The organism is Haemophilus sp. UMB1048 (assembly GCF_030218125.1).
GTDB lineage: Bacteria > Pseudomonadota > Gammaproteobacteria > Enterobacterales > Pasteurellaceae > Haemophilus_D.
In genome coordinates, this window is record NZ_JASOPB010000002.1 from 141629 (window position 1) to 164659 (window position 23031).

Consider the following 23031-nt stretch of genomic DNA (forward strand, 5'->3'; position numbering starts at 1 on the left):
GGATGTGGTGAACAACTTTTTTTATTAAATTCAATAAAAGCGTAGAGTAACACTATTTACTTTTTATTTTTATACGATACAATACACAACAAATCAACCTAGAGGGAAATCCTTATGTTAAAAATGAATGATTTGGTTAAGCTTAGTCAGACGCCAAAATCTACGGTGCTGTACTATGTGAAAGAAGGTTTGTTGCCAGAACCAGTAAAAGATAAACCGAATTTTCATCTCTATGATGAATATTGTGTAGAGTTGCTCAGTTTTATTAAATATCTACAAAGCAATTTCAATGCGACGATTTCACAAATTAAAGCACTTTTTGCTCATCCTCATTTTGATTGGAATAATCCTTATGAAAGCCTTATTGGATTATTGGATATCATCATGGGGGCAGAAAATGAAGTGTTCACCATTGAGCAATTATGTGCAGAATTTCATCTTTCCACTAAACAAATCGAAGACATGGTAGCGGAAGGCTTATTGAATCCTCGTGAAGGCATTTTTACAGCAAAAGAACGTGATATTTTGGCGATCTTGGCTCGTTGTGATGAAGCTGAAATGGATGTGGTGAAAGCTTATTTAGCTGCAGCAAAAATGTTAGCAGAAAAAGAGGTGAATGTGACTTTAGCGGCATTAGCCAATAGCGAACAAAAAGATGAAAAATTAAAACATTTATTTGATTTATTGTTGGTGTTAAAACCTTATCTCTTGAATATGAAAACCTTTAATCTTTATCAAGCGGAGAGTGCGAAATGAAACTCTTAAAATATGCTGGCTTTGTACCGTATTTAGCCATTGCCTTTATTAATGCCAGTGTGGATTTGGCACATAAAATTACCATTCAAAATGTGTTGCTGAAAAGTTTTTCTGGTGAGAGTTTGGTTGTTTTAACGGCATTAATTAATGCGATGATTTTATTGCCATTTATTTTCTTATTTTCGCCTTCGGCATTTATTAACGATAAATTTTCTCGCACCAATGTGATTCGTTATAGCAGTTTAGCGGCTGTGGTGATCAGTGCTGGGGTTTTATTGAGTTATATGACGGGGATGTTTGCTATTTCCTTTGTACTGACATTGATTTTGGCAGCGCAAAGTGCGGTCTATTCTCCGGCCAAATATAGCATTATTAAATCAATTGTGGGCACTGAAAATATCGGTATGGCAAACGGTGTCATTCAAGCGCTTACTATTGTGGCCATTCTATTTAGTTCTTTTACATTTTCTTTCTTCTTTGAAGCGCATTATGTAGCATCAGATGATCCGAATGAAGTATTACAAAGTGTTTGGGTGATAGGTGTAGCATTAGTATTACTGAGTGCACTCGAAGCCTATTTTGCGTTTAAAATCCCATTCTTTAAGCAAGAAGCTGAAAATACAGAAGGTCAGTTTGATATGAGAAAATACCTTTCTTTAGGGTATTTAAAAGATAACGTTCGCACATTAAAAACAGATCAAAATATTTGGTTGAGTGTTATTGGATTAAGCCTGTTTTGGGGCGTGTCACAAATTATTGTGGCGGCATTCCCTGCACATTATAAAGCGATGTTCAATGAAGATAATGCTATTGTCATTCAAGCGATTCTTGCGGTGAGTGGCATAGGGCTTGCGCTTGGTTCATATCTTGCAGGACGCGCTTCTCGTTTGCATATTGAGTTAGGTATTGTTCCGCTTGGTGCGCTGGGTATTTGTGTGTCGTTATTCTTCTTAACCCTAGCCCAAAGTGGAGTAGTATTAGCTCTTTGTTCTTTTGTCTTTGGTTTCTCTGGCGGTTTATTGATCGTGCCATTGAATGCGACTATTCAGTATTTCGCACCTGAGAAAATCAGCGGCAAAATCATGGCAGGTAACAACTTTGTGCAAAACGTGTTTATGGTGGTCTTTTTGCTATTAAGCATTGTTTTTGTACAACTTAATGTTTCGACTCAAGGTTTATTCTTAGTGACTTCGGCGGCATGTTTTGCTGCAAGTTTATATACCATGTCGAAAGTGCCACATTTATTTACGCGTTTATTCTTGCTCTTTGCGTTAAAAGCGAATTACCGTTTTCATGTGGATGGTTTAAAAAATCTTCCACAAAGTGGTGGCGTGTTGTTATTAGGTAACCATATTAGCTGGATTGACTGGTTAGTGTTACAAGCGGCTAGCCCGCGTGCGATTAAATTTGTGATGTATCGTCCGATTTACAACAAATGGTATCTCACTTGGTTCTTCCGTATTTTCAAAGTGATCCCAATTGGTGGCGGTTCAAGCCGAGAATCTATTGAAACCATTCGTGAATATTTAGCGCGTGGCGAAGTGGTGGCTTTATTCCCAGAAGGCCATATCAGCTATAACGGTCAAATTAATGAGTTCCAAAAAGGCTTTGAGCACGTATTAAAAGATTTAGAGAATGTGACGACTGTTCCTTTCTATTTACGTGGATTATGGGGCAGCAGCTTCTCCCGTGCCGATTCTTTCTATAAGAATTTAACTAAACGCCAAGGAAAACGTGAAATTTTAGTGGCATTTGGTAAACCAATTCATGGCTTTATTGATGCGACAGCAATGAAGCAAAAAGTACTCGAACTTTCTTTCTCTGTATGGGAAAAAGTCATGAGTAAACGTAAACCACTGATGCATCATTGGTTGAGTTCAGCAAAATCGAATTTATTCAAAGAAGCTACCGTAGATGCGCAAGGCACTAAACTGAATAACCTGAAATTTATTGCTGCAGTGCTAATGTTTGTGAAAACCTTAAAAACTGCTTTAGGGAATGAAAAAAATATTGGTGTGTTATTACCAAGTTCATCAATCGGGGCAATTATTAATATGACCCTAATGGTGATGGGCAAAGTACCGGTAAATTTAAACTACACGCTAAGCCCAGAAGTGATGGAAAAAGCATTGAAAAAAGCCAACATTTCACAAGTCATTACCTCTGAAAAATTCTTGGATAAGTTGAACGCAAAAGGTTTTGACTTTAGCCAAGTGGTGGCTGATAAAGCCCTCTTTATGGAAAATTTAGGAAAATCGATCACTAAGGCTAATAAAGTGCGGTCATTTTTAACCGCGTTTTTGGCGCCACAATGGTGGATTAAATTACGTTACTTTGCAGATGTAAGCTTGGAAGATAATGCAACCATCTTATTCAGTAGTGGTAGTGAAGGTGATCCAAAAGGCATTGAATTAAGCCATAAAAACCTACTGACAAATATTAAACAGATCGGTGAATTATTAAACTTCCACAAAGATGATGTGATTTTGAATTCCTTACCCATTTTCCACTCATTCGGCTTAACAGTGACAACTTTATTGCCATTGTGTGAAGGCATTAAAATGGTAAGTGTAGCGGATCCGACAGATGGGGCGACAGTAGGAAAAATGTGTGCTCGACATCGGGTGAGTATTTTATTTGGTACTTCAACTTTCTTTAGATTGTATGTACGCAATAAGAAATTCCATCCGTTAATGCTACAAAACGTACGTATGGTTATTGCGGGCGCCGAAAAATTGAAAGCGGATATAAAAGAAGCCTTCAAACTTAAATTTGGCTTGGAAATTTACGAAGGTTATGGCGCAACTGAAACAGCACCGGTAGCTAGTGTCAATATGCCTAATTTACTTGATCCGGAAACCTTACAAGAATTTACCTTCAATCAAGCTGGTACGGTAGGTATGCCATTACCGGGCACCATTATCAAAATTGTGGATCCAGAAAGCTTACAGGAATTACCAGTTGGCGAAGATGGTTTGATCTTGATTGGTGGTGGACAAGTCATGAAAGGTTATTTGAATGCACCAGAAAAAACAGCAGAAGTGATTGTTGAAATTGACGGTGTACGTTATTACAAAACTGGCGATAAAGGCCATATCGATCATAACGGCTTTATTACCATTGTGGATCGTTATTCTCGATTTGCTAAAGTCGGCGGCGAAATGATCAGTCTCGGCAGCGTGGAAGAGAAACTTTCACAAGTATTTGATGAAGAAAATCAATTTGTTGCCGTTGCCTTGAGCGATGATAAAAAAGGCGAGACCATTGTGCTTTTAATTAAATCTGCACTTTCTTTAGATGAGATCAATGAACGTATTAAAGGATTAAATGTACCGCCGATTATGCTACCAAGCCAAGTCTTCTTAGTGGATGAAATCCCGATGCTCGGAAGTGGTAAAGTGGATTTCAAGGGGGCGAAGAACTTAGCGATGAGTTTGGTTAAGTAAAGAAAATCGTAATAAATAAAAGAGCGGTCAATTTGACCGCTCTTTTTGTTATTTTAATGAACCTCATTTAGGTGTTTTTCAGCATCTTTCACCTTACATCAACGTACCGACATATTTTAACATGACCCCAGCAGCAATAGCCGAGCCAATTACACCAGCAACGTTCGGCCCCATCGCGTGCATCAGGAGGAAGTTTTGGTTATCCGCTTCCAATCCGATTTTGTTAGAAACACGAGCTGCCATAGGAACGGCAGATACACCAGCAGAACCAATAAGCGGGTTAATTTTGTTTTTGCTGAATTTATTCATCAATTTTGCCATTAATACACCGCTACCTGTACCGATTCCGAAAGCAATTACACCAAGAATTAAAATGCCTAACGTTTGCGGTTGTAAGAATTTATCGGCGATAAGTTTAGATCCCACAGACAAGCCAAGCACAATGGTTACGATATTAATCAAGGCGTTTTGTGTGGTGTCGCTTAAACGTTCAACTACGCCACTTACGCGCATGAGATTACCGAAACAGAACATCCCGAGCAATGGGGCAGCATCCGGTAGGAGTAAACCAACGAGCAACAGCAAAATCACCGGGAACAAGACTTTTTCACGATTACTCACATGTCGCATCTGTGTCATGCGAATTTTGCGTTCTTCTTCGGTGGTTAATGCTTTCATAATCGGCGGTTGAATCAACGGTACTAACGCCATATAGGAATAAGCCGCCACCGCAATAGCACCAAGCAATTCAGGCGCCAGCTTACTGGTTAGATAAATCGCAGTCGGACCATCCGCACCACCGATAATACCGATAGACGCAGCTTGAGGTAGCGTAAATTCGATAATGCCGAAATAATTTAAGGCTAACGCACCGAGCACGGTAGCGAAAATACCGAATTGTGCAGCCGCACCAAGTAGCAACGTTTTTGGATTGGCTAATAACGGGCCAAAGTCTGTCATAGCACCCACGCCCATAAAAATAACCAATGGTGCAATGCCGTATCCAATTGCAACTTTATAGAACAATGCCAAAATACCGGCGCTATAACCCATATCCACAGACAAAGCTTCTAATTGATTTATCATGGATATTGGCGCGGAAGTCATCGCTGTTTTAATCGCAGCAAGATCGGGTGAAACACCCAGCTGTGCAGCGATTACCGCAATTTGCTCTGGTGAGCCGAGATGAAGTAAATTCTCTAATGCTGTCATAGCTAGACCCGCTTCAGGGATATTTGACAATAATCCGCCGAAACCAATTGGTAGCAACAGCAAAGGTTCAAATTTGCGCGAAATGGCAAGCCACAGCAACAGCAGGCTCACAGCGATCATTACTGCTTGCCCCCATTGCAGATGGAATATGCCCATCCCTTTAATTAACGCAATAATACTCTCCATAGACCATTCCTTATGCTAAGGTCATCACGGTATCACCTACCGCGACAGCATCACCAGCTTTGACGCAAATGCCGCGTACGGTACCAGCTTGTGCAGCTTTCACTTCGGTTTCCATTTTCATGGCTTCGAGAATGAATAATACATCGCCAGCTGCTACAGTTTGACCTTCTGTTGCAACAACTTTCCAAATATTACCCGCCATCGGCGCTGTTACTGGTGTACCACCCGTTGCTGGAGCAGGAGCCGATTGTGGCGCAGCTTGCGGAGCTGTAGTCGCGACATGAGAAATATCACCGCCTTCGCTTACTTTCACCACAAAAGCTTTACCTTCCAATTCCACGGTATAAACAGCGGAGCCAGAAGCATTTGGTGCAGCTTTAGAAACTGGTTTATTTTCCACCACACTTTCATTGCCAGTTGGGGCTGGTTCAAAGGCAGCAGGATTATTGCGGTTTTCTAAGAATTTCCATGCAATTTGAGGGAAGAGCGCCACGATTAAAGCATCATCTACGGCGTTGTCTGCCAATTTTACGCCTTTCGCTTTAGCTTGTTCAGCCACTTCAGCTTCAATCTTCGCCATTTCAGGCGCAATGTGATCGGCAGGACGGTCAGTTACTGGCGCAGCACCTTCTAATACGCGAGCTTGCAACGCACTATCTACCGGTGCAGGCGTTTTACCGTATTCACCTTTTAAAATACCGGCCGTTTCTTTGGCGATAGTTTTGTAGCGTTCGCCTGTAAGTACGTTAATAACCGATTGTGTACCAACAATTTGAGAGGTTGGTGTAACAAGAGGAATATAACCCAAATCTTTGCGTACGCGTGGGATTTCTTCTAATACTAAATCTAATTTATCGGACGCATTTTGTTGTTTTAATTGGTTTTCCAAGTTAGTGAGCATGCCGCCTGGCACTTGTGCCACTAAAATACGGCTATCGACACCGCGTAATTGACCTTCAAATTTAGCGTATTTTTTACGTACATTACGGAAATGGGCAGCAATTTTTTCCAAACGAGGAATATCTAAACCAGTGTCACACTCAGTGCCTTGCAAGGTGGCAACTAGGGATTCAGTTGCAGGGTGACCATAAGTACCTGACATAGAAGAAATTGCCGTATCAATACCATCTACACCAGCTTCAACCGCTTTTAATAACGCCATTTCTGCCATACCAGTGGTTGAGTGGCAGTGTAAATGCAATTCTACGTCAAAACGTTTTTTGATTTCGCGTACTAAGTCTGCCGCCGCCATTGGATTTAAAATACCTGACATGTCTTTGATGACCAAGCTGTCGATACCGATTTCAAGTAATTGTTCTGTGGTGTCGAGCCAGGTTTGCATCGTATGAACTGGGCTTGTGGTATAACTTAATGTCCCTTGAGCATGACCACCAAATTTACGTACTGCTTGCAACGCTGCTTTCATGTTACGCGGGTCATTGAGTGCATCGAATACGCGGAAAACATCCATACCATTCGCTACACAACGTTCTACGAAACGTTCTACAACGTCATCAGCATAGTGACGATAGCCTAATAGGTTTTGACCACGTAATAACATTTGTAATGGGGTTTTTGGACAGGCTTTTTTCAATTCACGCAAACGAACCCACGGATCTTCACCCAAGAAGCGAATACAGCTATCAAATGTAGCACCGCCCCAAGCTTCCAATGACCAATAGCCTATATCATCTAATTCATGAGCAATTGGCAACATATCATCAAGACGCAAGCGAGTTGCGAAAAGTGATTGGTGGGCATCACGAAGCACCAGTTCTGTCATTTTAATTTTTTTAGTCATAGTAAAATCCTTATGTTATTTGAACTGTTGGGTACGGCGATGGTGTGCGATAGCCGCTGCAATCACAGGACGTAAACGCTCAAAATCGTCAGTTGGTGCCGCAGAAAGTGCGGTTGAATTTGGGGAAGTTTTTGGTTCGGGTTGTGGTTCAGGAAAGAATCGATTGATAAGTTTAGACATCACTCCAATTGCCCAAATTAAAATGAGCAAAAAGACCAACACAAAACCCATCCCTGAAAACATCAGATTAATTCCTTCGCCTATAAGCTCTGAGGGAGTCATCATTTTCTTCCTTATTTGTTTGAAAAAATGGACAATTTTATTCTAATCGTTCTGTTTAAATAAAACTGTGATGAAGATCATAATTTGAACGATAGGCACACAAGAAAAGGGGAAAAGTGCGGTCAATTTGGAAGATATTTTTGTTGAGTCAAAATATTATTAATAAGGGATATCTCTACGCGTAAAACTAAAAGGACTAAGCTCTGTAGATGACAGAACTCAGTCCTTAAATTACGTGAGTCTCACTTTTTTATAGAAAGGAAGAGATTATTCTACTTTTACAATCCAGCCTTCTGGCGCTTCAACATCACCGAATTGAATACCGGTTAATTCATTGTAAAGTTTACGTGTAACAGGGCCCACTTCAGTTTCTGAATAGAACACGTGGAATTTACCTTTGTGTTGAATACCGCCTACTGGCGTAATCACAGCGGCAGTACCACAAGCTCCCGCTTCTGCAAATTGATCAAGTTGATCGATATACACATCACCTTCGATAGCTTCCATACCTAAACGCTCTTTTGCAATGTAAAGCAAAGAGTATTTGGTGATACTTGGTAAAATGGATTCAGATGCAGGAGTGATAAATTTATTATCCTTGGTAATACCAAAGAAGTTTGCCGCACCCACTTCTTCAATTTTCGTGTGAGTTTTTGGATCAAGATAAATCGCATCTGCAAATTTACGCTCTGGTGTGCCAGCTTCTGCCGCTAATTCATGTGGAAGTAAGCTTGCAGCATAGTTACCACCCACTTTTACGCCACCCGTACCCATAGGGGCTGCACGGTCGTAATCAGTAGTAATGAAGTTAGATGGTGCTAAGCCACCTTTGAAGTATGCGCCAACAGGGCAGCAGAACACAGAGAAAATAAATTCAGGTGCAGTTTTCACACCGATATTTTCACCAGTACCAAATAGGAAAGGACGTAAATATAACGTTGCACCAGAACCGTAAGGGCCTAACCATTCTTGGTTTGCTTTCACCACTTCTTTACAAGCGCGGATAAATAATTCGGTTGGTACTCGTGGCATTAATAAGCGATCAGATGTGTGTTGCATGCGTTTTGCATTTTGATCTGGACGGAATAAGTTGATTGAACCGTCTTTACAACGATAGGCTTTTAAGCCTTCAAAGCATTGTTGACCGTAGTGAATTGCAGTTGAGCCTTCGTGGATATGTAGCATATTATCAGTGGTCAGTTTACCTTCATCCCATTTTCCATCTTTCCAATGTGCGATGAAACGGTAATCTGTTTTGATATAACTAAATCCAAGGTTGTTCCAGTCTAAGTCTTTCATTTTGCTTCCTTAATACGTTTTTGTATAAATAAATTATGAATGAAAATGCTGATTAATCTACACCATAATGGGGAGCATGAAAACATTTAAGCGTAAAAATATTGTGATTTTTCAAAAATTTTGTGTGGATTTTCAAATTTGTGAACTCGGTTAGGAAATAAAATTTTGCTTATGCTAGAATGACAGGAATAAAAAAACGCCGCTCGAAATGAGCAGCGCTTAACCAGAATGGTTTAATATATACAGGAAGTAAATGAGTAACTTAATTGTTACTCCAGTTCGGAGAACCGAACTATATGCAAACACAACATCATACTTAAGTCTGAAACTCATTAACTTGTAAGGAATTACCAATCATTAAGTATGGGGGTATTGTAGGTAGAAGGTCATGAAAGGACAAATGATGTTTTTTTATTTGATGCATTAAAAAAACTAATCCGATATAAATCTTAACCATTATAAACTAAAAATTAGCCATTGGGAAGAATTATGTATAAACGTTTGCCTCCCCTTAATTCATTGAAGTCTTTCGAGTCTGCTGCACGACATTTAAGCTTCACAAAAGCAGCGGATGAGCTTTTTGTGACACAGGCTGCAGTGAGCCATCAAATAAAATTATTAGAAGATTTTTTAGGTGTCGATCTTTTTATACGTAAAAATCGTTCGCTCGAATTGACTGAATTTGGGAAAGCCTACTTTGTTGATATTAATAAAGTTTTACGAAAATTAAATGAAGCGACTGAACGTTTATTAACGCTTAAAGCTGAACCACATTTGGCAATTAGCGTGCCACAAACCTTTGGTATTCAATGGCTTGTGCCTCATTTGAGTGATTTTAATAAGCAACATCCTGAAATTGAAGTACGCTTGAAGGGCGTCGATCAAGATGAAGGTTTATTGAATAAAGAAATTGATATTGCCATTTATTATGGAAAAGGTGATTGGGAAAATTTACAGGTCGATCGTTTGGGCGAAGAAAACCTCGTGATTTTGGCCGCGCCTTCATTGCTTGAGAAAATACCAGTAAGTTACCCTAATGATTTGAAAAAGCATACGCTGATTCACACGCATACCCGAGATAACTGGCAAGCGATGGCGGATTATCTCAAATTAGATGATTTAAATATTCAGCAAGGCCCGTTATTTAGCCACACCTTTATGGCATTGCAAGCGGCCGTTCATGGGCAGGGTATTGCGTTAGCTAATCGTATTTTGGCTCAGCAAGAAATTGAAAACGGTCATTTGCAAATTGTGTTACCAGCCGAATTGCGGGATCCAAAATCATTCTATGTGGTCAATCATTTAGATCGTTTAGATGATGAACAAATTCAAGCCTTTAGAAAATGGATTAAAGATTCAATTAAATTAGGAAAACATGAATAAATTAGCCTTATATTGTCGAATTGGCTTTGAAAAAGAAGTCGCTGCAGAAATTACCGACCGAGCCTCTGAGCGTGGTGTATTTGGTTTTGCTCGCGTAGTAGAAAACAGCGGCTATGTCATTTTTGAATGTTATCAACCGGGTGATGCGGATCGTTTAGCGCGAGAAATCCCTTTTAATCGCTTGATTTTTGCGCGTCAAATGATCGTTGTGTCAGATTTCTTAGAGAATCTCGATCCTCAAGATCGTATCTCGCCAATTCTGGCTCAATATAAACGCATTGCAGAAGATATTAATCTTAAGCAAGCGGTAGAGCTATTTGTCGAAACAGCAGATACCAATGAAGCCAAAGAGCTTTCGACATTTTGCCGAAAATTTACCGTGCCGTTACGCCAAGCGTTGAAAAAACAAGGTTGGTTACAAGGTAAGCCGAATGCAAAGCGCGGTCAGATTTTACATTGTTTTTTCACTCAGCCGAATTGCTGCTATGTAGGGTATTCCTATCTTGGCAATAACTCTACCCATTTTATGGGGATACCACGTTTGAAATTCCCAGCCGATGCGCCAAGCCGTTCAACTTTAAAATTGGAAGAAGCGATTTTAACCTTTATTCCTCGAAATGAAGAAAGTAAACGCTTAAATGAAAATATGGTGGGCGTTGATCTCGGTGCATGCCCTGGCGGCTGGACCTATCAATTAGTGAAACGTGGTTTATTTGTGTATGCAGTTGATCACGGCAAAATGGCGGCAAGTTTGCATGATACCGGCAGAATTGAGCACTGTCCGGAAGATGGATTTAAATTCCAACCACCAAAACGTAAGCATATTGATTGGCTTGTGTGTGATATGGTGGAGCAACCAAGTCGAATTGCGAATTTAATTGGAAAATGGTTGATTAACGGCTGGTGCCGAGAAACTATTTTCAATTTGAAATTACCAATGAAAAAACGCTATCAAGAAGTGATGTTGTGCCTAGAAAATCTTGCAGTGATGTTGGCAGAAAAAGAACTGGAATTTGATATTCAGGCGAAGCATTTGTATCACGATCGCGAAGAGATTACGGTACATATTGCCTTAAAATAGAAGAGACAGTCCTAGGTATTTGGGACAGTCTCCGTTTAATATTGAGTTTAATGCTATCTATAATATTTATAACTTTTTAGTAAGCTCATTATTTCCTTAGATCTTTTTTTATCATGATGTTCTTCTGTTGCATAATGGTACGCATCATATCCGAATTCATTTTTTATGTTTGGCTTGGCGCCATTCTCTAAAAGAACTTCAATAATATCAAGATTTCCATAAAAACAGGCATTTTGAATCGGAGTAAAGTTCAGCTCACCTTGTTGATTCACGTTTGCGCCATTTTCTATTAATAAGATAACATCTTTTTTATTTTGAGAGTTAACTGCTAAGTTTAATAATGTTTCCCCCATGCATCCTAAATCATGTACAGAAGTAATAGGCGAGTAACTGAAAAAAGTTGGGTGATCTTGATATTTTAAAAAAAGTTTTGTTAAATCGTCATTCATAATTGTTCTCTAAATTATCTAATCAGGTCAAAGTAGGATAAATCCTGCTTTACTCATCGTTTTAATGTAAATGCTATTCGTAATTTTGATAGTTTGTTGAGGTCACAACTAATTAATGATTATTCAAATTTTTCTAGCATCATTTTTCTTAATTTTGTAAGATTTTTTGATGAATTATTTTTAAGTGCTAGATAAATTTCATTGTCAACTCTATTTTGAGTTAATAGCATGTTTTCAATATAAGGTATAACTTTCACAGAGTTAATTGAAATCAAGAATGCAATTATCTCATTATATATGTAAGGATTTATATTGGTTTGATTTAGTCTGTTAATTAATAATAGCTCAATTGATTTTGATTTATAGTGTTTTTCTCTTAATGAATATAAAATCCATGAAATAACTTTTGATTTTTTGCTATTTAAGTTTTTTATTAGGTGTTTTTTTATATAGTTTCTGTGGGGGAAGTATGCAGAACTAAATGCAACAGCTAAAATGATAGAATATCTGTTTATATCCCAAATTAAGTTAATATCCTTTTCTATTTCGTAAAACGCTTTTTCTCCTAAATTATAATGTCGAAATAGATGCCCCAAGGAAAATATTGCTGATGACTTTACACTTATACTTTTATCATGACAAATAGAATAAACTAATATAGATAAAATCTCATTTAGTTCAACATCATTAAGCTGTACCTGTATTTGCCCCAAGATAAAAACTGCAATTTCTCTGTGTCGGCTATATCGACTGGCTAAAAGAATATCCTTAATTATATCTCTAATTTCATTATACTGAAAAAATTGTAGTTTTCGGGCGGCTTCATATTGAAAAACCGAATTAGAATTTAGTACTTTGTTCAATAACTCTGTCTTTGATAAATTTTTACATGCTAAAAAAGCATCAAAATTTGAAAAATTTTCGCTTACCATGTCATTTCCTAGTACATTTATCTTTATCATTGCTTAGAGTAACAGCCTTAAATAGAAAAGCAAAGAGCGGTCAAAATGGTATTATGTAACAAATACATAAAGGCCTAAGATTTATTAAAATCACATAAAATATAAATGTTTTTCTTAGTAAAAGAGAGATTTTTATTTCATTTTTACCTTTTCTAAATCTAAGATATAGCTAATTTCCCCAGTGGTTATTGAGATAAACTAATAATTGCTATTAAAGCCTATTGCTGCTTATATAAGTTTATTTAGTTAGTTTGGAAAGTTGACTTGGCTTAACAAAATCCTAATGCCAAAATCTTCTCTAAGATGTAGAGATTGTATTATTAATTCATCATTCAAATTAATTGTAATAGGAAGCATTGTGTCTTTTAATGCCATAATGTCTCTTCCATTTAGATAAACTTTAAATTTAACAGGCTGATGTTTATTTAAAATAGCTTGATAACCAATTGCTATTTGACAAGGATCTTTCCCTGTATATGTCAACTTCATTTCAAAAGTATCAATAGCATCAATAGTTAACAAGTTTTCATTGAGCCATTGATATGAAAAAGAATGACAGAATATTTCATTACAATAGAATGGATTACCATGTTTATTATTTATATTATGAAATAAATTATTACAGTTTTGATAATGATATAGTGATGATTTCTCTGGTAAGAAATTTTCTCCTTTTTCTAGATATAAGTCGATGTTTGTTTTTAAGAATGAAAAATCGCTTGTCTCTCTGTGGTAGCGAGTAATATGAATACCTTCAATTTCTTCATTATCAACACGAAGTGGAAAGAAATTAACTTTATCAATATTAATTCCCCAAAACGGCAAGCAGTTGTATTTCTTATTTAGAAGAGAGACATTATTTATTTCAGCTGAATATAAATTTAATATTGTTGCATCAATACCATATTCCAACTGATAGTTTCCTTTATTTAGATAGTTAAGAATATATTCTCTATACTTTATCCAAGCTTGACGATGTGCAACGGTAAGTCCTGCTTGCCAATAATAATTTTGTTTAGTTAGTAAATTATCTAATTTACTTTTAACCTCAGTTTTATCTTTTACGCAGCTTAATATAAAAGGCGGAATAATTACGTCATAACAACAATACAATAATGAGGGGTCTTGAATTTGTTCAAATAAGGTTAAATCGTGTTTAGGAAACCAAATATCTACATCATATAAAGCAACAATGTCATAGTGTTTTGCAATTTTTGATGTTGAAATAAATCGATCTAGTAATAAATTATGGCATATATTAAAGGCTTCAAACACCTGTATTTGATTCTTAATTAGTATTTCTTTTTTATTATCTGATAAGTTATAAGAGATAACGCCAATTTCTCCATCATAGTTTGTATTTTTAAGCGTAATAGTAAATGGGATAAAACAATTAAACCAAATATCATCATTATCATTTAATGCAACAAGAATGAGTTTCTTCATTATTTTTTACCTGTAATAAATTCATTTAAAGCAAAAATGACATTTTGTACTACACTTTCCCAGTCATAATTTAAATTTTGCCGGAATAATTTGACACTGTTATACCAAACACTATCATTTCGATAAAGCAGCCAACGGAAATCTGGTTTATAGTTAATCAAAATCCATGTTGGCATTCCCAGTGCTGCGGTAAGATGAGCAACAGAAGTATCTACGCAAATAATTAAATCTAATTGGCTTGCGATAGCTGCTGTATCAAAAAAAGTTTCTAATTTAGAATGCCAAAGATGAACATTTTTATATTTAGCAAGGTAATTAACTTCTTTCTCATTAACATCTTTTTGCAAAACATGAAATTCGGCGTCAACAGAAAAAAGCTTTGAGAAAATTTCTAATGGAATACTACGAATTTTATCATTAGGTGCTCCTCGTCCCCCTTGCCATACGACTCCTATTTTTCTTTTAAATGTGACTGGAAAGTATGATTTCCATTTTTCTATTGATTCAGGAGATGTTGTTAAATAAGCATCTTTTAACGGAATATTTTGCAATGTAGTACCGCAGAAATAGGGTAAACTCATCATTGGGACCCAATAAGTAAAGTTTACCATATCCCCATGTTTAACTGTTGGAATACCATATCTAGTAAGATTAAAGGAAAGAAAATCATCAATGTATGTATTATTCCAAACTAAAACATTTATACCTTGATGTTTTAGATAGATCGCATAGCGAACAAATTGAATGTTATCACCAATGCCTTGTTCCGAGCGGATTAGCAAAATATCTTTATTTTTTAACTGCTCTCCATTCCATTTAGGGAAAGATGAAAGTAGAGAATTGGCAAAGGATTCATAATTAGTTTCCCAGCGATGCTCATATAATTTCCATCCTTCGTTATATTCACCAACAAGATTTAATAATAATGCCTTGTTTAAATATGCTGATGAGAGTTCTTTTGGATAATTTTTGAGATATTTAATCGCATCATTACTACAACGTAATGATAAATTTAATAATCCAAGACAAAGTAAATTTCCAGCAAGTAAGTCAAAGTGAACAGGATCTATTTTCTCAGCTGATAGAAATTTTTCTGCCATAATAATATAGGATAAGAATTCATAATAATGAGTATGATTTTCTTGTTGAAATTTTTTTATAAACTGTTCTTCAGTTAGTAAAGATTGATATTGATGATTATAATATTCAATATCTTCTCTATTCTCCAATAAAGCACAAATGCGATTGTCGTCCATAGCAAGAAAATTACAACCTAATTCCTGTAATAATAAAGCTCGTTGACGATAAATATTAGGGTTTTGAGAATTAAATGATATTTTCTTATCAACTTCAACTAGCTGAGTTATTTTATCTAAAAGTGGTTTTTTCATTTTTTCTTTAGCAATGACTGAAATAGCAAGATTTATTTTACTTTGGGTTAAGTTATTATGAAGATAAGTAATTAATAACTTATTAGAATTTGGTTAAATCAAGTATTTTTGTATTACTTATAAACATTTTCCATTATTACTAACTAACGAATTGATATAAATATCACTCATCAATGTAATATCATTAAAGATTCGGCATTCGCCTTACAGTCACTAAGAGTGTAGTATTTGATAAGGTATATCAACTTGTTTAGAAAAGATTTTTAGGTTAAATTGTTTTATCTTTATTATATTTTTGTGTCTTTTACTTTTATTTATTTGTGTATTTTATATTAACATATCATTTTTATGTATATTTAACAAAATTATTATCTATAGAGGTTTCAAATAGATTAAACTTCTTTTTATTTAAGCAATTATTTATTGGCTAAAATCACAGCGCGAGTTGGGGCCTGATAGCCTTCGATGGTTTTACTGTGATCGTTTGGATCTAAGAAATCAATCAAACTTTCATTTTCTAACCAATCAGTTTTACGCTGTTCTTCTAATGTTGTGGTGGCGACATCCACACAACGCACATTAGTAAAGCCGACTTTTTCCAACCAATTAATGAGCGCAGCAACAGAAGGAATAAAATATACGTTCTTCATTTTTGCATAGCGATCTGAAGGTACTAATACCGTATTGACATCGCCATCCACTACTAAGGTTTCTAAGACGAGTTCGCCACCTTTTACTAATTGATTTTTTAGCTGTGTGAGGTGATCGAGCGGTGATTTACGATGATAAAGCACACCCATTGAGAATACGGTATCAAATGCGGCAAGTGGTTGCATTTCTTCAATGCCTAATGGAATTAAGTTGGCTCGACGATCGTTGTTTAATAGTTTTCGAACGGCTTCAAATTGGCAAAGGAAAAGTTCGGTTGGATCTATACCCACCACCATTTTTGCACCTTCACCAACCATGCGCCACATATGGTAGCCACTACCACAGCCTACATCTAAAATAGTACGATCTTTTAATGGTGCAAGATGAGGCAAAACACGATCCCATTTGAAATCAGAACGCCATTCACAATCCACGTGAATATCAAATAAATGATAAGGCCCTTTTCGCCACGGCATCAATTGCTTCAAATGATGAATAATACGTTGTTTTTCGCCTTCCGAAAGTGGGGAAGTGCGGTCAGATTTCACGGCATTTTTTAAATCAATAGTATCTGCCTGCAAATCAGGGAGAAAATCTACGATTTTTGACCATTTTGCATAATCACCATGGGTTTGTTTTTCCCATTCTTTTAACTGCAAAGGCAACGTTTCTAGCCAAGCAGATAAATTGGCGGTGGCAATTTGCTGATAAAAAGGACGAAAATCAATCATTATTTTGCTTCCTTATAGGCTTTTTCGGCTTTCTCAAAGGTTTCTTTAACTTCATTTTCTGGTTCGGCAGAAAGGAGAGAAACCACAATAATTGCCAGGCTAGCAAGGATGAATCCTGGGATCATCTCATACACATTAAACCATTCACTGGTTTGAGGAATCACGGATTTCCAAGCAAAGACAACCACTGCGCCAACAACCATGCCCGCCATCGCCGCTGATGAAGTCATACGTTTCCAGAATAAGGAGAAAAGCACCACAGGACCAAATGCTGAACCAAATCCTGCCCACGCAAATTCAACGAGTTTTAATACTTTGCTTTTTTCATCTTGAGCAATCCAAATGGCGATAGCGGCAATAACTAAAACCATCGCGCGGCCTAACCATACTAATTCTTTTTCTGACGCTTTTGGACGAATAAAACCTTTATAAAAATCTTCAGTGATAGAGCTTGAAGAAATTAATAATTGTGCAGAAAGTGTACTCATCACAGCCGCTAAAATTGCAGACAGTAGAATACCGGCAATCCATGGATTAAAGAGCAATTTAGCCAGTTCAATAAATACTTGTTCCGGTTCATTATTTACTACGCTTGCAACACCCGGATTCGCAAAGAAATAAGGGATACCGAAGAAACCGATACTAATTGCACCTACTAAGCAAATCACCATCCACGTCATACTAATACGGCGTGCTTTGATTAACGATTTCACCGAATAAGCCGCCATAAAACGAGCAAGAATATGTGGTTGGCCGAAATAACCTAACCCCCAAGCGGCTAAACTTAATAAACCTAATGGTGTGGTTGCCGTGAATAAATCGGTGAGGTCTTTACTTGCAGCAATTTCAGCTTGATGGAGTACTTCAGTAAATTGTGATGTATCGCCCAAGCTTAAAAAGATGAAGAGTGGCGTTAAAATTAAGGCAAAAATCATCAAAGTAGCTTGAATGGTATCAGTCCAACTCACCGCTAAAAATCCACCGATAAAGGTATAAATAATCGTCGCTAATGCACCGTACCAAATCGCCGTAGAGTATTCGACAGAAAATAGGTTTTGGAATAATTTAGCACCCGCAACCACACCTGAAGCACAATAAATAGTGAAGAATGCCAAGATGATTGTCGCAGACACAATTTTTAAGAGATTATGTGATGTGCCAAAGCGATGGTGGAAATATTCCGGTAATGTGAGCGCATTGTTGTTAAATTCGGTATAGATCCGTAAACGACCAGCCACGAGTAGCCAGTTAAAATAAGCCCCGAAGATTAAACCAATGGCGATCCAACCTTCTACTAAACCGGATACATATACTGCACCTGGCAAGCCCATTAATAGCCAGCCTGACATATCAGATGCGCCAGCAGACATGGCTGTCACAAAACTTCCGAGTTTACGGCCACCTAAAATGTAATCGGATAAGTTGTTTGTGTAATAATAAGCAAGGACACCGATTAAAATCATGCCGAAAATATAAATACTAAAAGTAATAAGTGTTGGGTCTAAACCAAACATTAACTACCCCAAAAAAAGTCATGAAAATTTGAGAAAGGTCACATTTTACCTTATTTGGGTCTATTATTCTATTTTCCTTTTCGATAGACTTATATTATTAAAACTAAGGTCGAAAAAATGAATTCTGTTGAATTATTAATGAATGTTACGCCCAATGAAACCCGCGTTGCGTTGGTGGAAACGGGCGTTTTAAAAGAAGTTCATATTGAACGTCAAGCCAAACGTGGTATCGTGGGGAATATCTATAAAGGGCTAGTAACCCGTGTTTTACCGGGGATGCAGTCCGCATTTGTGGATATCGGTTTAGAAAAAGCCGCATTTTTACACGCTTCCGATATTGTTTCACATACCGAATGTGTGGATGTGAACGAGCAAAAGCAATTCCGAGCAAAAAGCATTTCTGAACTCGTACGCGAAGGACAGGATATCGTAGTACAAGTGGTAAAAGATCCTTTGGGTACCAAAGGCGCAAGATTAACCACGGATATTACATTACCTTCTCGTTATCTCGTCTTTATGCCAGAAAATAGCCATGTTGGTGTATCGCAACGTATTGAAAGCGAAGAAGAACGCGCAAGATTAAAAGCGTTAGTTGAGCCTTTTTGTGATGAGTTAGGCGGCTTTATTATTCGTACTGCCACCGAAGGGGCAACGGAAGAAGAATTACGCCAAGATGCAGAATTTTTAAAACGTTTATGGCGTAAAGTGCTTGAGCGTAAAGGCAAATATCCAACCCGTTCTAAAATTTATGGCGAGCCTGCATTACCACAGCGTATTTTACGTGATTTTATCGGTGCTAATTTAGAGAAAATTCATATCGATTCCAAACTTTGTTTTAACGAAGTGAAAGAATTTACCGATGAATTTATGCCTGAGTTAAGTGAAAAATTAATGCTTTATACAGGCAGTCAGCCGATTTTTGATATTTACGGCGTAGAACGAGGCATTCAAAATGCACTTGAAAAACGCGTGAATTTAAAATCGGGCGGCTATCTCATTATTGAGCAAACTGAAGCCATGACGACCATTGATATCAATACAGGCGCTTTCGTTGGCCATCGAAATTTAGATGAAACGATTTTTAACACCAATATTGAAGCCACTAAAGCCATTGCTCAGCAGTTACAACTGCGTAATTTAGGCGGTATTATCATTATTGATTTTATTGATATGCAAACCGATGATCATCGCAATCGAGTGATTGAATCCTTGGAAGAAGCCCTATCAAAAGATCGAGTAAAAACGAATGTAAATGGTTTTACTCAACTTGGTTTAGTGGAAATGACGCGTAAACGCACTCGCGAAAGTTTAGAGCACGTTTTGTGTGATGAATGCCCAACTTGTCAAGGTCGTGGACGCGTGAAAACCGTCGAAACGGTATGTTATGAAATTATGCGTGAGATCATTCGCGTCAACCACTTATTCTCGAGTGAACAATTTGTGGTTTATGCCTCTCCAGCCGTAGCGGATTACTTAATCAAAGAAGAATCGCACGGTTTATTGCCAGAGATCGAAATGTTCATCAGCAAACAGGTTCAAGTTAAAACAGAGCTGTACTACAACCAAGAACAGTTCGATGTGGTGGTGATGTAAAAGACAAAAGTGCGGTCAAAATTGACCGCACTTTTTATTTTAACTATTTCAATCTTTCTAACTGTTGAATAATGGCTTCATCAGGTTGTGATTGGATTTTTCGCATACGCATAAAGAGTAAAGCAGCGGCAATGGTTAAGGCAATGATAAATGCTACCCAGAAACCTTTTGCGCCGATGCTTGGAATAATCCAATCCGTGCGGGAAAGAATATAACCAACAGGGATACCTACGCCCCAATAAGCAAGTAACGTGATATAAAGGATAATTTTAGTGTCTTTATAGCCACGTAAAATACCGCTCACAACGACTTGCACTGAGTCTGAAAATTGATAAATCGCCGCCATCGCTAATAAGCTGCCTGAAAGGGCAATAACGGTGGCATTATCGCCTACAATTAATGCGGCGATTTCTGCACTAAATACCCAAATCACCAACGCCAATACACTTGCCGCGATCAAGCCAAGAATAATAGCGGCGTGAGCCATGATTTTGGCTTTTTGTGGTGCGTGATTACCGAGCTCTTGCGCCACTAAAATGGTTGCCGCCATCGCAATAGACATGGGGAACATAAAGGCTACGGCACTGGTGTTTAAGGCAATTTGATGACTCGCGACCACATCTGCGCCTAATGGGGAAAGTAATAAACTACTCAAGGCAAATAGTGACACTTCACTACATAGTGCAATCGCGATCGGCAAGCCAAGTGCGGTCAATTTTTTCAGTGTTTTGATGTCTGGCTTTTCAATAATCTTTTCAAAGACTTTCAAACTACGTTCGTTATAGTTTTTGGCAGAATAGGTAATCATCAAGATTGCCATCGCCCAGTTGACAATAGCCGTTGCCACACCACAACCGACACCACCCAATGCAGGTGCACCAAATTTGCCGTAAATAAACATATAATTCAGCGGAATATTCAGCATTAACCCCATGAAGGTAATCACCATTGCAGGTTTGGTCTTAGCAATACCATCATTCAAACAGCGGAAATTAATCAGCAATAAATAGGCAGGTAATCCCCACACCATCGCACGCAAATAATTCATCGTCACATCTGCCATATGGGCATCCATATTCATAAACTGTAATATGAAATCATTATGATAGATGATGAGTGCAAGGGGAATCATCACTAAAAATGAAATCCAAAGGCCTTGTCTCACTTGGTGAGCAATGCGATGGCGCTGCCCTGAGCCGTTTAAATAGGAAATTGTTGGAGGTAAGGCGAGTAATAATCCCTGCCCGAAAAGTACCAAAGGTAGCCAAATGGAGGCACCAATACCGACACCGCCTACATCAGCCGAGCTCACACGCCCCGCCATAATCACATCCACGGTACCCATGCCTGTTTGTGCTAACTGGGCAAGCCCGATAGGTGTTGCAATTCGGATAAGTTTTTGAATATCAATACGGTATTGAGAAAAAAGACGAGAATTCATAAATTTTGCTATAATATTGGAAAAATTTTTAATGAAGGAATAATAATGTTTACAGGTATTGTACAGGGCATCGCCCAAATTCATGCAATTAAAGATAGCGATAATTTTAGAACACAGATCGTAAAATTACCAGCTGAAATGAGAAAAGGCTTAGATGTCGGTGCATCAGTGGCGAATAACGGCGTGTGCTTAACAGTGACTGAAATTCATGATGATCTTGTAAGCTTTGACTTAATGCAGGAAACCTTGCGCATCACCAATCTTGGCAACTTAAAAGCAGGGGATTTTGTGAATATCGAACGTGCAATGCAAATGGGCGCAGAAATAGGTGGGCATATTTTATCTGGCCACGTTTATTGTACCGCAAGTGTTTCACAAATTATCGAAAGCGAAAACAATCGTCAGGTTTGGTTTAAATTACCTAACAAAGATGTGATGAAATATATACTCACCAAAGGATTTATAGCGATTGACGGCATAAGCCTTACCATCGGTGAAGTGAAAGGTGATGAATTCTGCGTGAATTTAATTCCTGAAACTTTACACAGAACCTTGATCGGCAAGCGCCAAATTGGCGATTTAGTAAATATCGAAATCGATCCGCAAACACAAGCGATTGTGGATACGGTGGAGCGATATTTAGCAGCTAAAGCTTAATGAGAATAAAAAAGTGCAGTAGAAAACAATGTTGTTTTTTACCGCACTTTTTATTGGATTGTATGAGATTAGTTAACTTTAGATTTCTTCGATTTTTTCCATTTCCAGAATAAGAAAACCGCTAATGCGCCAACAAGGATATAAATTATAAGCTGACCTTTTTGAATTTGTTCGTGTAACCAATCTAAGTTTTTAGCACCTAATTCGCCAAGATAAACCCAAATTGGTACGGAAATAATGGCAGCACAGAAATCAATTAATACAAAGCGTGTGTAACTGACGCGGCGGGTAATGCCTGAAACCATATAAATTGGTGCGCGTAATCCAGGAAGGAAACGAGCCACAAATAAAACACGGTTGCCGTATTGGGCAAATTTTTCACGCACCATTTTTAAGCGTTGTAAGGTAAGCACTTTGCGCATTGGGCGGAAACGAAGAATTCGGGTGCCGTAAATGCGACCAAGCCAATACATACAAGAGTCACCAGCAAGTACGCCGATCATACTGACTAATAACATTAAATGGGAGTTTACACTTTCAGGATAAAGACCAGCAATTACGCCACCGGATACGAGCGTGATATCTTCTGGAATGGGTACACCAAAGCCACAAATAATAAGAACAAATAGCACCGCCCAATAACCGTAATCGGTAAAAAAGCTGATAAGAAATTCCATTTGAAACCCACTTACAATCAGTTAGTTAAAATTAATTAAAAATTGGGGCTTATTTTAATCGCTTTGCCCTGAA

18 protein-coding genes are annotated in these 23031 nt (G+C 37.7%); 6 read left to right on the top strand and 12 right to left on the bottom strand.

Annotation, left to right across the window (positions count from 1 at the left end; genetic code table 11):
* Positions 1 to 114 precede the first annotated feature (114 nt).
* Together QP437_RS02455 and QP437_RS02460 are read left to right on the top strand one after the other, a co-directional pair.
* Complete coding sequence (locus tag QP437_RS02455) at positions 115 to 756, top strand: MerR family transcriptional regulator (protein WP_197555779.1); 642 nt, start codon at positions 115 to 117, stop codon at positions 754 to 756.
* Positions 753 to 4202 (top strand): acyl-[ACP]--phospholipid O-acyltransferase, encoded by a 3450-nt coding sequence (locus QP437_RS02460; protein WP_285266832.1) that lies wholly within the window; start codon positions 753 to 755, stop codon positions 4200 to 4202. The genes QP437_RS02455 and QP437_RS02460 overlap by 4 nt, the downstream gene beginning before the upstream one ends.
* Positions 4203 to 4295: 93 nt before the next feature.
* Here the strand turns inward: QP437_RS02460 and QP437_RS02465 are convergent, their stop codons facing one another.
* The 4 genes from QP437_RS02465 to QP437_RS02480 all read right to left on the bottom strand — a co-directional run bounded on the left by QP437_RS02465 (position 4296) and on the right by QP437_RS02480 (position 8982).
* Complete coding sequence (locus QP437_RS02465) at positions 4296 to 5600, bottom strand: sodium ion-translocating decarboxylase subunit beta (protein WP_049365974.1); 1305 nt, start codon at positions 5598 to 5600, stop codon at positions 4296 to 4298.
* A 10-nt stretch (positions 5601 to 5610) separates the two neighbouring features.
* Positions 5611 to 7401: a sodium-extruding oxaloacetate decarboxylase subunit alpha gene (gene oadA, locus QP437_RS02470; RefSeq protein ID WP_285266833.1), complete on the bottom strand. Its 1791-nt coding sequence runs from the start codon at positions 7399 to 7401 to the stop codon at positions 5611 to 5613.
* A gap of 15 nt (positions 7402 to 7416) precedes the next feature.
* Positions 7417 to 7683 (bottom strand): oxaloacetate decarboxylase subunit gamma, encoded by a 267-nt coding sequence (locus tag QP437_RS02475; RefSeq protein WP_054418730.1) that lies wholly within the window; start codon positions 7681 to 7683, stop codon positions 7417 to 7419.
* 267 nt (positions 7684 to 7950) lie between these two features.
* Positions 7951 to 8982 carry a branched-chain amino acid aminotransferase gene (locus tag QP437_RS02480; RefSeq protein WP_197542181.1) on the bottom strand — a complete coding sequence of 344 codons (1032 nt, stop codon included), beginning with the start codon at positions 8980 to 8982 and terminating at the stop codon, positions 7951 to 7953.
* A gap of 489 nt (positions 8983 to 9471) precedes the next feature.
* Here QP437_RS02480 and QP437_RS02485 point away from each other — a divergent pair, with 489 nt between their 5' ends.
* Entirely contained in the window at positions 9472 to 10365 is an 894-nt protein-coding gene (locus QP437_RS02485; protein WP_285266834.1) for a transcriptional regulator GcvA, read from the top strand.
* Positions 10358 to 11446 (top strand): 23S rRNA (cytidine(2498)-2'-O)-methyltransferase RlmM, encoded by a 1089-nt coding sequence (gene rlmM / locus QP437_RS02490; protein ID WP_285266835.1) that lies wholly within the window; start codon positions 10358 to 10360, stop codon positions 11444 to 11446. Before QP437_RS02485 ends, rlmM begins: the two co-directional genes overlap by 8 nt.
* A 53-nt stretch (positions 11447 to 11499) precedes the next feature.
* Here the strand turns inward: rlmM and QP437_RS02495 are convergent, their stop codons facing one another.
* The 6 genes from QP437_RS02495 to putP form a co-directional block, all read right to left on the bottom strand.
* On the bottom strand, positions 11500 to 11895 hold the full coding sequence (locus tag QP437_RS02495; RefSeq protein WP_232086600.1) for an ankyrin repeat domain-containing protein: 396 nt from the start codon (positions 11893 to 11895) through the stop codon (positions 11500 to 11502).
* Positions 11896 to 12014: 119 nt separating this feature from the next.
* Positions 12015 to 12827 (bottom strand): hypothetical protein, encoded by an 813-nt coding sequence (locus tag QP437_RS02500; RefSeq protein WP_285266836.1) that lies wholly within the window; start codon positions 12825 to 12827, stop codon positions 12015 to 12017.
* A 276-nt stretch (positions 12828 to 13103) separates the two neighbouring features.
* Positions 13104 to 14303 carry a hypothetical protein gene (locus QP437_RS02505; protein WP_285266837.1) on the bottom strand — a complete coding sequence of 400 codons (1200 nt, stop codon included), beginning with the start codon at positions 14301 to 14303 and terminating at the stop codon, positions 13104 to 13106.
* Positions 14303 to 15694 (bottom strand): glycosyltransferase, encoded by a 1392-nt coding sequence (locus QP437_RS02510; protein WP_285266838.1) that lies wholly within the window; start codon positions 15692 to 15694, stop codon positions 14303 to 14305. Before QP437_RS02510 ends, QP437_RS02505 begins: the two co-directional genes overlap by 1 nt.
* A 416-nt stretch (positions 15695 to 16110) precedes the next feature.
* On the bottom strand, positions 16111 to 17076 hold the full coding sequence (gene cmoB, locus QP437_RS02515; protein WP_285266839.1) for a tRNA 5-methoxyuridine(34)/uridine 5-oxyacetic acid(34) synthase CmoB: 966 nt from the start codon (positions 17074 to 17076) through the stop codon (positions 16111 to 16113).
* A complete protein-coding gene (putP, locus tag QP437_RS02520) occupies positions 17076 to 18590 on the bottom strand; it encodes a sodium/proline symporter PutP (protein ID WP_285266840.1) in 1515 nt (504 codons plus the stop codon). Before putP ends, cmoB begins: the two co-directional genes overlap by 1 nt.
* Before the next feature lie 117 nt (positions 18591 to 18707).
* Between putP and rng the strand changes: the two genes are divergently transcribed.
* The gene (gene rng / locus QP437_RS02525) at positions 18708 to 20183 is read left to right on the top strand and encodes a ribonuclease G (protein ID WP_285266841.1); all 1476 of its coding nucleotides are present in this window, start codon (positions 18708 to 18710) and stop codon (positions 20181 to 20183) included.
* A gap of 43 nt (positions 20184 to 20226) precedes the next feature.
* On the opposite strand, the gene QP437_RS02530 is transcribed toward rng, so the two are convergent.
* Complete coding sequence (locus QP437_RS02530) at positions 20227 to 21624, bottom strand: MATE family efflux transporter (RefSeq protein ID WP_285266842.1); 1398 nt, start codon at positions 21622 to 21624, stop codon at positions 20227 to 20229.
* Between the two features lie 45 nt (positions 21625 to 21669).
* Between QP437_RS02530 and QP437_RS02535 the strand changes: the two genes are divergently transcribed.
* Positions 21670 to 22281, top strand: coding sequence for a riboflavin synthase subunit alpha (locus QP437_RS02535; protein WP_285266843.1), 612 nt, complete (start codon positions 21670 to 21672; stop codon positions 22279 to 22281).
* 68 nt (positions 22282 to 22349) lie between these two features.
* On the opposite strand, the gene QP437_RS02540 is transcribed toward QP437_RS02535, so the two are convergent.
* Positions 22350 to 22958, bottom strand: coding sequence for a DedA family protein (locus QP437_RS02540; protein WP_285266844.1), 609 nt, complete (start codon positions 22956 to 22958; stop codon positions 22350 to 22352).
* Between the last annotated feature and the right edge of the window lie 73 nt (positions 22959 to 23031).

What these genes read in the sequence shown, in the direction of transcription:
- QP437_RS02535 (WP_285266843.1), top strand. Translation starts at nt 21,670, where the DNA reads ATGTTTACAGGTATTGTACAGGGCATCGCCCAAATTCATGCAATTAAA.
- QP437_RS02475 (WP_054418730.1), bottom strand. Translation starts at nt 7,683, where the DNA reads ATGACTCCCTCAGAGCTTATAGGCGAAGGAATTAATCTGATGTTTTCA.
- QP437_RS02505 (WP_285266837.1), bottom strand. Translation starts at nt 14,303, where the DNA reads ATGAAGAAACTCATTCTTGTTGCATTAAATGATAATGATGATATTTGG.
- putP (WP_285266840.1), bottom strand. Translation starts at nt 18,590, where the DNA reads ATGTTTGGTTTAGACCCAACACTTATTACTTTTAGTATTTATATTTTC.
- rng (WP_285266841.1), top strand. Translation starts at nt 18,708, where the DNA reads ATGAATTCTGTTGAATTATTAATGAATGTTACGCCCAATGAAACCCGC.
- QP437_RS02460 (WP_285266832.1), top strand. Translation starts at nt 753, where the DNA reads ATGAAACTCTTAAAATATGCTGGCTTTGTACCGTATTTAGCCATTGCC.
- QP437_RS02530 (WP_285266842.1), bottom strand. Translation starts at nt 21,624, where the DNA reads ATGAATTCTCGTCTTTTTTCTCAATACCGTATTGATATTCAAAAACTT.
- cmoB (WP_285266839.1), bottom strand. Translation starts at nt 17,076, where the DNA reads ATGATTGATTTTCGTCCTTTTTATCAGCAAATTGCCACCGCCAATTTA.
- QP437_RS02485 (WP_285266834.1), top strand. Translation starts at nt 9,472, where the DNA reads ATGTATAAACGTTTGCCTCCCCTTAATTCATTGAAGTCTTTCGAGTCT.
- QP437_RS02510 (WP_285266838.1), bottom strand. Translation starts at nt 15,694, where the DNA reads ATGAAAAAACCACTTTTAGATAAAATAACTCAGCTAGTTGAAGTTGAT.
- QP437_RS02495 (WP_232086600.1), bottom strand. Translation starts at nt 11,895, where the DNA reads ATGAATGACGATTTAACAAAACTTTTTTTAAAATATCAAGATCACCCA.
- rlmM (WP_285266835.1), top strand. Translation starts at nt 10,358, where the DNA reads ATGAATAAATTAGCCTTATATTGTCGAATTGGCTTTGAAAAAGAAGTC.
- QP437_RS02455 (WP_197555779.1), top strand. Translation starts at nt 115, where the DNA reads ATGTTAAAAATGAATGATTTGGTTAAGCTTAGTCAGACGCCAAAATCT.
- QP437_RS02480 (WP_197542181.1), bottom strand. Translation starts at nt 8,982, where the DNA reads ATGAAAGACTTAGACTGGAACAACCTTGGATTTAGTTATATCAAAACA.
- oadA (WP_285266833.1), bottom strand. Translation starts at nt 7,401, where the DNA reads ATGACTAAAAAAATTAAAATGACAGAACTGGTGCTTCGTGATGCCCAC.
- QP437_RS02540 (WP_285266844.1), bottom strand. Translation starts at nt 22,958, where the DNA reads ATGGAATTTCTTATCAGCTTTTTTACCGATTACGGTTATTGGGCGGTG.
- QP437_RS02500 (WP_285266836.1), bottom strand. Translation starts at nt 12,827, where the DNA reads ATGGTAAGCGAAAATTTTTCAAATTTTGATGCTTTTTTAGCATGTAAA.
- QP437_RS02465 (WP_049365974.1), bottom strand. Translation starts at nt 5,600, where the DNA reads ATGGAGAGTATTATTGCGTTAATTAAAGGGATGGGCATATTCCATCTG.